Annotated in this window: 6 protein-coding genes and 1 pseudogene; 5 read left to right on the top strand and 2 right to left on the bottom strand. The window is 68.3% G+C overall.

The genetic code is table 11. The features are described from left to right. Nucleotides 1-263: 263 nt before the first annotated feature. Nucleotides 264-1787, top strand: a complete 1524-nt coding sequence (locus AB0N07_RS32815) for a methyltransferase domain-containing protein (protein ID WP_365841327.1) — start codon at nucleotides 264-266, stop codon at nucleotides 1785-1787. Between the two features lie 39 nt (nucleotides 1788-1826). Here AB0N07_RS32815 and AB0N07_RS32820 read toward each other — a convergent pair. Next, a pseudogene (locus tag AB0N07_RS32820) lies at nucleotides 1827-2575 on the bottom strand (transposase family protein). 257 nt (nucleotides 2576-2832) lie between these two features. Between AB0N07_RS32820 and AB0N07_RS32825 the strand changes: the two are divergent. Next, a complete protein-coding gene (locus tag AB0N07_RS32825; protein ID WP_365841317.1) occupies nucleotides 2833-3660 on the top strand; it encodes a transposase family protein in 828 nt (275 codons plus the stop codon). 101 nt (nucleotides 3661-3761) lie between these two features. Beyond that, nucleotides 3762-4976 carry a transposase gene (locus AB0N07_RS32830; RefSeq protein WP_365841319.1) on the top strand — a complete coding sequence of 405 codons (1215 nt, stop codon included), beginning with the start codon at nucleotides 3762-3764 and terminating at the stop codon, nucleotides 4974-4976. Nucleotides 4977-5089: 113 nt separating this feature from the next. Here the strand turns inward: AB0N07_RS32830 and AB0N07_RS32835 are convergent, their stop codons facing one another. Then, a complete protein-coding gene (locus tag AB0N07_RS32835; protein ID WP_365841321.1) occupies nucleotides 5090-6487 on the bottom strand; it encodes an IS1380 family transposase in 1398 nt (465 codons plus the stop codon). A 176-nt stretch (nucleotides 6488-6663) separates the two neighbouring features. On the opposite strand from AB0N07_RS32835, the gene AB0N07_RS32840 reads away from it, so the two are divergent. Together AB0N07_RS32840 and AB0N07_RS32845 are read left to right on the top strand one after the other, a co-directional pair. Continuing rightward, complete coding sequence (locus AB0N07_RS32840; RefSeq protein WP_365841323.1) at nucleotides 6664-7029, top strand: transposase; 366 nt, start codon at nucleotides 6664-6666, stop codon at nucleotides 7027-7029. 176 nt (nucleotides 7030-7205) lie between these two features. Next, nucleotides 7206-7390, top strand: a 185-nt coding sequence (locus AB0N07_RS32845) for a hypothetical protein (protein WP_365841325.1), incomplete at its 3' end; no start/stop codon positions are given.

The following is a 7390-nucleotide window of genomic DNA, read 5'->3' on the forward strand; positions in this document are numbered from 1 at the left end:
CCTCGATGCGGCCGCCTGAACCTTCGCCTCCGCGTGGCGCGGAAGTATCGGGTCGGATCGTGGCCGACCTCACCCACTCGCCGATACCGCTCACTGTCGTCCACGGGCCCGCGCGTGCACCGGAATTCACGTCGGATGCTGGCCCGGAACGAATAGCGGAAATCACTCGTGTCCTCGCCCAGATCGTTCCCTTCTTGACCGCTGGAGAGCAAGACACTGTGTCCGCTCTCTGAATACTCGCTGATGAGCACGAGGTGAACGCGATGAACTCATCGTCATCGGACGGACTTCAGTACTCGGGCCGGAATGCAGGCGCTGTCGGCCCCCGCCCGAAGCACGAGCACCGCGGCATCGACTCCGTAGAGATCGAAAAGACGCTCCTTGGTCATCCGAACGTCGGCCGAGTCCTTGTGGCCATACGGAAGGGTCCTCGGGGTGAGAGGAAGCCGGTCGCCTATGTCGTTCCGAAGGCAACGTGGAGCGGGAGCGCTGAGCCTGCGGCATCGGGTGAGCAACTGGACGAGTGGCAGCAAGTCTACGACATGGTATACGCGGACTCGCCAGAAGTGGAATTGGGCGAGGACTTTGGCGTCTGGACTTCGCTCTATACCGGTGCCCCTATCCCGATGGAGCAGATGCGCGCCTGGCGAGATGCCGCGGTGGACCAGGTCACGCGGTGGTCGCCTCGCACGGTTCTGGAACTCGGAGTCGGCAGCGGACTGCTGCTAGCTCGCGTGGCCTCCGGTGTGGAGGAATACTGGGGCACGGATTTCTCGGCGGTGGTCATCGACCGGCTGGGGTCCCAGGTGGCGGCGAGCGGTCTGTCGAACCGTGTGCGGTTGCGGTGCCAGGCCGCCGATGACATGACGGGATTGCCGCGCGACTTCTTCGACACTGTGGTGCTCAACTCGCTGGTGCAGTACTTTCCTAGCGAAACGTATTTGGACCGAGTACTCACTCGGGCCTGGGATCTCCTGCCCGCTCACGGGCGCGTCATCGTCGGCGATGTGCGCAGGAACGGTTCGCTGCGCCTGCTGCAGACCGCCGTCCAGGGGGCGAGGCATCCGCAACTCTCACCGGCCGTGCGCAGCGCCCGCGCCGAGCAAGCTATCGCTGCGGAGAAGGAACTCCTCATCGAGCCGGAATGGTTCTCTCGCTGGGCAGCGGCACGCGAAACCTGTGCGGCAGAGATCCGGCTGAAACCCGGCGACGAACACAACGAGCTGACCAGGCACCGTTACGAGGTCGTTCTCCACAAGGAGCCGACCGAATTGGTGACGCTCGACGATGCGGCCCCTGGTGTGACGTGGGGCCGCGACCTGGAGCGTCTTGGCCAGGTGGCGGACTTGGTTTCCCGTCGGGCGGGGCGGCCTGTACGGATCTGTGGTGTACCCAACGCACGGCTGGCGAGCGAAGCCGACGAGGCCGGACTGCCGCCCCTGTTCCCCGCGGCCGCCGGCACCACGACCTGTGTGGACCCGCAGCATCTGCGCGATCTTGCCGTCGACATGGGCTGGGAGGCGGTGCTGACTTGGTCGGCACAGGGGATCGACCGCTTCGATGTGGTGCTACTTCCGGACGGACCGATGCAGAACAGGGCGGTCTCTGTGTCCCTTCCTCCTCCCCCCGCCGACGCGGAACGGCCTCTGGTGAACGATCCCATGGCGGCGCGGGAGTTCGAGGCCCTGCCAGAGGCGCTGCGGCGCTACGCAGGGGAGTGGCTGCCCGAGCACATGGTGCCGACCGCAGTTGTCCTCGTCGCCGAGATCCCACCGGGCTTGGTGTGATCGCTGCCCCAGGCGGTTCCGTTGATTCATTGAGCTTCTTCAGCGTTGCAGCTCAAGGGTGAGGACGGCCTTGGCGATTGACGTCATGCGGTTGGGGCTGCAACGGGCCCTGCGGAAGATCCGCCAGGACTTCCGGCGGGCGACGCCGCGTTCGACGGGTGCGCGTGCTGCGGCCAGGCACGGTTGCGGGTCTTGTCGGTGGGGGCCAGTTCCTGCAGGGGCTTGCGTTTGATGCCCGTCGTCAGCCACGGACCGGCGCCCGGGTAGGCGAGATCTGCCACGATCGGAACGCCCTGGCGCTCGCAGATCCGGATGATCCGGTGGGTGCGGGCAGCGGTCAGGTCGTGGGTGCGGCCCGGCAGGGCGGACGAGAGCCACAGCAGCCGACCGCCGGGATCGGTGACGATCTGCACGTTCACGCCGTGGTGTCGGTGTTTGTGGGAGTAGTCGGCCCGGCCGTCGCCGACCCGGTCGCATTCGGCGAGAGTGCCGTCGAGCAGGACGAAGTCGGGTTCGTGGTCGCGCAGCGTCTTGAGCAGGCCCGGTGCACGGGCGGCGAGAAGGTCGACGACCGCGCGGGTGTAGGCGTGGGCGGTGGACTCGCTGACCCCGAACCCGGCGGCAATCTTCGCCAGGGTGGTGTGTTCGCGCAGGTACACCAGTGCCACCATCGCCCGCTGTGACGGGCGGAGCTTGCAGCGCCGGTCGCCCTCACGAGTGACGATCAGCATGGTGACCCACTCCACGAGTGCATGCGGCAGGTCAAGTGCGGCAGGATAGATGACCAACGAGGCCCCCGAGCAACGTGATTGAGACGTCAGACATCTCGATCAACAGCCCGGGGGCCCCGCCTGTTGCGCTTCATGGACCATCACCTGATCGGAGGCCAGCTCGAAGAAGCTCATTGAAGTCTTCTCGGCAATGTGACGGTTGCGGTGTGTGATGACGCGGGACGGTGGGATGGTGACCCGGCGTCAGACATGAGTGAAGCCCCTGGTAGGAACGGGTCTGCGAAGATCACGTTCCGTACAACCAGAGGCTCCACGTGGCGTCCAGTATCACCTACACCGCCGTGCTCGATGTCCGCAGGGCGACCGCCGAGCATCTCGCGAAGCTGCTGCGCGGGCACCGCGATCAGCTCGGGACCCGCAAGGGCACTCGCGCGCTGGGCGTCTTCAAACAGGCGGTGTTCGTGCTGCGCTGGTTCGTCGACGGTACCCGGCTGGCCCAACTCGCCCGGGACAACAGCATCTCGGTACCGACCGCCTACCGCTACCTGCACGAAGGACTGACAGTACTTGCCGACCACGCGCCCGATCTGTCCACCGCGCTGGAGAGGGCGGCGGCAGCCGGGTACACCCACCTCAACCTGGACGGCACGGTCATCCGCACCGACCGCGTGGCCGCCGCCGGCCCCAACGGCGCGGACCTGTGGTGGTCCGGCAAGCACAAGCACCACGGAGGAAACGTGCAGGTCATCGCAGCCCCGGACGGCTGGCCCCTCTGGGTCTCCCCGGTCCGCCCAGGCCGCGAGCACGACACCACCTGCGCACGGGCCCACGGACTGGTCGACGCCCTGAACCGGCTCGCCGCCACCCTGGGCGCCCCTACCCTGACCGACCTCGGCTACGAGAACGCCGGGCCCGGCTTCCGCCACCCGGTCAAGAAGCCCAAGGGCGGTGAACTCGCCGAGCGCGACCAGGCGTTCAACGCCGTGATCCGAGGCGTCCACGCTGTCGCCGAACGCGCCAACGCCCTGCTGAAGGTCACTTTCAAGGCCCTGCGCAGGGTCAGCCTCGACCCCGCGGCCATCACCCGCATCGCCCGAGCCGCCCTCGTCCTGCTCCAGCTCGAGCACGGCCGCACCGCCTGAACGAAGATCACAAAACGTAAACATTCACCGGGTAATCGGGGAGTGCTGGTCTCCTGACACCCCGTGAGCGTCCTGGTGGCGCCCTGTGGTTGGATCATGGTGTGTCTGGTCTGGAGTCGCTGTCGCGTGGTGAGCTGGTCGAGCTCGCCCGCGAGCAGGCGTCCCGGATCGCTGAGCAGGACGCGGTGATCGAGCGGCAGAACAGCCAGATCCAGGCGATGGCCGCGCAACTGTCCATGCTGATGGAGCAGTTCGAGAAGCAGCAGGCCGAGCTGGAGCGGCTGCGGCACTTGGTCTCGCGCAACAGCTCGAACTCGTCGATGCCGCCCTCGGGAGATGACGGGCCGGGCCGCATCCCACCGCGTAAGCAGCGGGCGAAGCCGTCCGGGCGGGGTAAGGGCAAGCAGCCCGGCGCGCCCGGCACCGCACTGCGCTGGCGCGAGGAGGACGAGCTCGACGATCGCCGCGACCGCTACCCCGAGGGTCCCTGCGTCTGCGGTGTGGACCTCGCCACGGCGCACGATCTGGGCGTGGTGGACCGCTACCAGCAGCACGAGATCCCGCTGGTCACCGTGACCGTCACCCAGTACGACCAGCACGCGGTGGCCTGCTCCTGCGGGAAGGTGCACACCGCCGCCCGGCCCGATGGCGCGGGCGGCGGCCGCGTCGAGTACGGGCCGAACCTGCGCGCCTACGCGGTCTACCTGCTGGTCGTCCACTTCGTGCCGGTGCACCGCGTGGCGGAGATCCTCACCTGTCTGACCGGCGCCGAGCCGTCCGCGGGGTTCGTCCACTCCCTGCTGCGGCGCGCCGCGCGGGCGCTTCACGCCTGCGACTTCGCGATCCGCACGCTGATCACCCTCGCGTTCGCCGTCTGCGCGGACGAGACTCCGCTCAAGGTGGGACCGGCCACCCCCGCCGAGGGGAAGAAGGAGGCCAAGGGCTACCTGCACGTCGCCTGCACCGACCTCTACACCCACTTCCTGCTCGGCGACCGGTCCATGAAGACGTTCCGGCAGACCGTGCTCGCCGACCTCGAACCCGGCGCGGTCACCGTCCACGACCGCTACCACACCTACGACAGCACCCAACTGGGCGACCTGGACCACCAATTGTGCCTGGCCCACGTCCTGCGCGACCTGGCCGGCGCGGCCGAGCTCTACCCCGACCACACCTGGCCCGTCCAGCTCGCCGACGAACTGCGCGAGCTGATCCACCGCGCCAACCAGGCCCGCCCTCGATCATTCACGTGCGCGCGCCGGTCTGAGGGGGTCGGCTGGGGTGTCCGGTTTCTAGCGGTTCGTTTCGCGGTGTGATCGGTGCCGGTCAGGGCGGTGTGCCGCGTGTCGTCGCGGTGGGCGTCGGCTTCCACGGTCCGAGGGTGCTGCGGGTCTTCTCCTTCCGGGTTGTTGGGGCGGCGGGCTGGTGGTCAGCCGGTGTCGGGCAGGGCCTGGACGCGGTCCCATGCGGCGACGGCCCGGTGGGCGGCGGGCCAGGCGGGGTCGAACTTGAGCTCTCGGCTGCGGGCGTGGTCGGCCAGTTTGGCGGGGATGTCGAAGAGTTCGCTGCGCAGGGTGGCGGGTTCGGCGCGGGCGAGTTTGCCGTCGAGGGCGAGGAGCTGCAGCCAGGAGATCAGGTCCATGGTGAGGGCGAGCAGGGTGCACCAGGCTTGGTTCAGGGCGAACTTGGCCGAGGGCAGCCGGGTCAGGGTGAGCGCTTTTGATCTTCGAATGCCGGACTCGACGTGTGCGTGGACGCGGTGACGGGCGTCGAGCCACTGCAGTTGACGGCCTGGGGTGTTGGTGGCGATCACGGTGTAGCGGAAGCCGGTGGCCACTTCGTAGGGCTTGAGGTCCTTTTCGTACTTGGGGTGGATGGGCTCGCGGCGCACGACGATCCGCAGACTCCCGGGCCAGCCGGTGAGGTCGAGCAGGTCGGTGATCTCGACCAGGGCGGCGTCCTCGCGTGGCGTTCCCTTCGCGTCGAGCGCGGGCGTCCATGCCTTCTGGGGGACCTTGGCCAGCGCGGTCCAGAAGTCGTCATCGCGGGTCCAGCCCACCGAGTACTCCCAGGTGTTGGCCTTGTTTCTGCCGCCTGATGTGATCCAGGTGAGCCACTCCTTGGTGGCGCCGGCACCATCAGCGCGGAAGAGGACCTTGCGGCGTCGGCGGGTGGGCAGCCGGCGTATCGCCTCGGCGCCGACCTCGATGTGGTCCACGGCGGTGTTCGACCCGGCGCTGCCCGGCCGTAGCCGGCACACCAGATGCTCGTCGGTGTTGTCCAGGAAGATCAGCAGTGGGTGCAGGCCGAAGCCTTTGCGGTGGGGTTCGGCGCCTTCCTTGTCGGAGTGCACGGGCACGAAGGAGGCGTCGATGTCCAGGACTGTCCAGCCGGTCAGTGGCCGGCCGTCCACCCGGATCCAGGGGAACCCGCCGGGGCGCAGGTCGATCAGGTCGTGCACCCTGGAGCGGGTCCTGGCCAGCGCCGAGGCGATCTTGTCGAGCTGGAGAGGGCCGATCCCGTCCAGGGTGCGGTACAGCGTGGAGGCGGAGGCCGGATGGCCAAGGACCAGCGCGGCCTGCCGCATCACATCGATCCCCGCGATCGACCGTGACCCCAGCAGCACCGCGCAGGCCGCCGACACCAACACCCCGCCCCGGTCATGCACCGGATGGAAGTCCCGCCGCACCAGCGCCGACGACAGCGCGTCGGTCAGCCCGACCTTGTCCGCGAGACGCCGCACCGTCACGATCCCTGCCTTGCCCACCAGCTTCCGCCCGCCCGTCGACAGCGACAGGCCCTCCGCCCACCCAGTAAGCTTCGACACCCGGAGGGTGCCTCCTTCCCAGCATGATCCAGTCGTAGAGAAGCTGAATCATCGCAGGTCGAGGCACCCTCCTTTGCCGATCTCACACTCCGTCACCAGCAGCCGCCCGCCCGGTGAATTCATGAGGCCGCACACGCGGCGAGACCACGCTGCCCGAGCGGATCAAGGACCTGGGCATGCGCGGCCTGCGCGCCGCCGTCCGTATCGGACTCGCCGCGACCGAGCACCTGGACGACACCCGGCCCGGCGCCCGCAAGACCCGCCTGCTGCTGGAAGCCCTCCGCAACCGCGAGGACGACTTCCTGCGCTTCACCACCGACCTGCGCATCCCACCCACCTCGAACCAGGCAGAACGCGACCTGCGGCCCTCGAAGATCCAGGAGAACATCTCCGGCCGGCTCACCGACCCCGACCGCGCCAAGGACCGCTACCTGATCCGCGGCGTGCTCTCAACCGCCGTCAAGCACGCGGTCAACCCCCTCGCCGTGCTCCGGGACGCGTTCACCGGAACCACCTGGCTCCCACCCGCAGCCCGCGCCTGACGCCCTGCCAGCCGACGACCGCCACGGTCACCGGCCGTCACCACACGCCCCGAATCCATCACTCAGCGCGCACCGGCTGATGCGATGAAGGAGCGGGGCCTCCCGCTCCGGCCGGGCGCGGACGATGCTCGGTCCAGGGAAAAGAACCTCGACCGTCCACAGGCAGGAGGCCCCTGATGGACCGTAACCAAGACTACGACGGGCGACAGATCGTCGGAATGGACCTGCACCGCCACCGCTCGGTCCTCGTCCGGATGACCGAGAGTGGCGAGCGATTGGGAAAGGCGCGGTTCGACAACAGCCCCGCCGCGCTGACCGAACAGATCGCCCAGGCCGGCGTGCACCCGAAGGTTGTCCTGGA

This window comes from Streptomyces sp. NPDC051172, assembly GCF_040682555.1.
Classification (GTDB): Bacteria; Actinomycetota; Actinomycetes; order Streptomycetales; family Streptomycetaceae; genus Streptomyces.

Coding starts and splice junctions, on each gene's coding strand:
- AB0N07_RS32815 (WP_365841327.1), top strand. CDS start 264: ATGAACTCATCGTCATCGGACGGACTTCAGTACTCGGGCCGGAATGCA.
- AB0N07_RS32840 (WP_365841323.1), top strand. CDS start 6,664: ATGCGCGGCCTGCGCGCCGCCGTCCGTATCGGACTCGCCGCGACCGAG.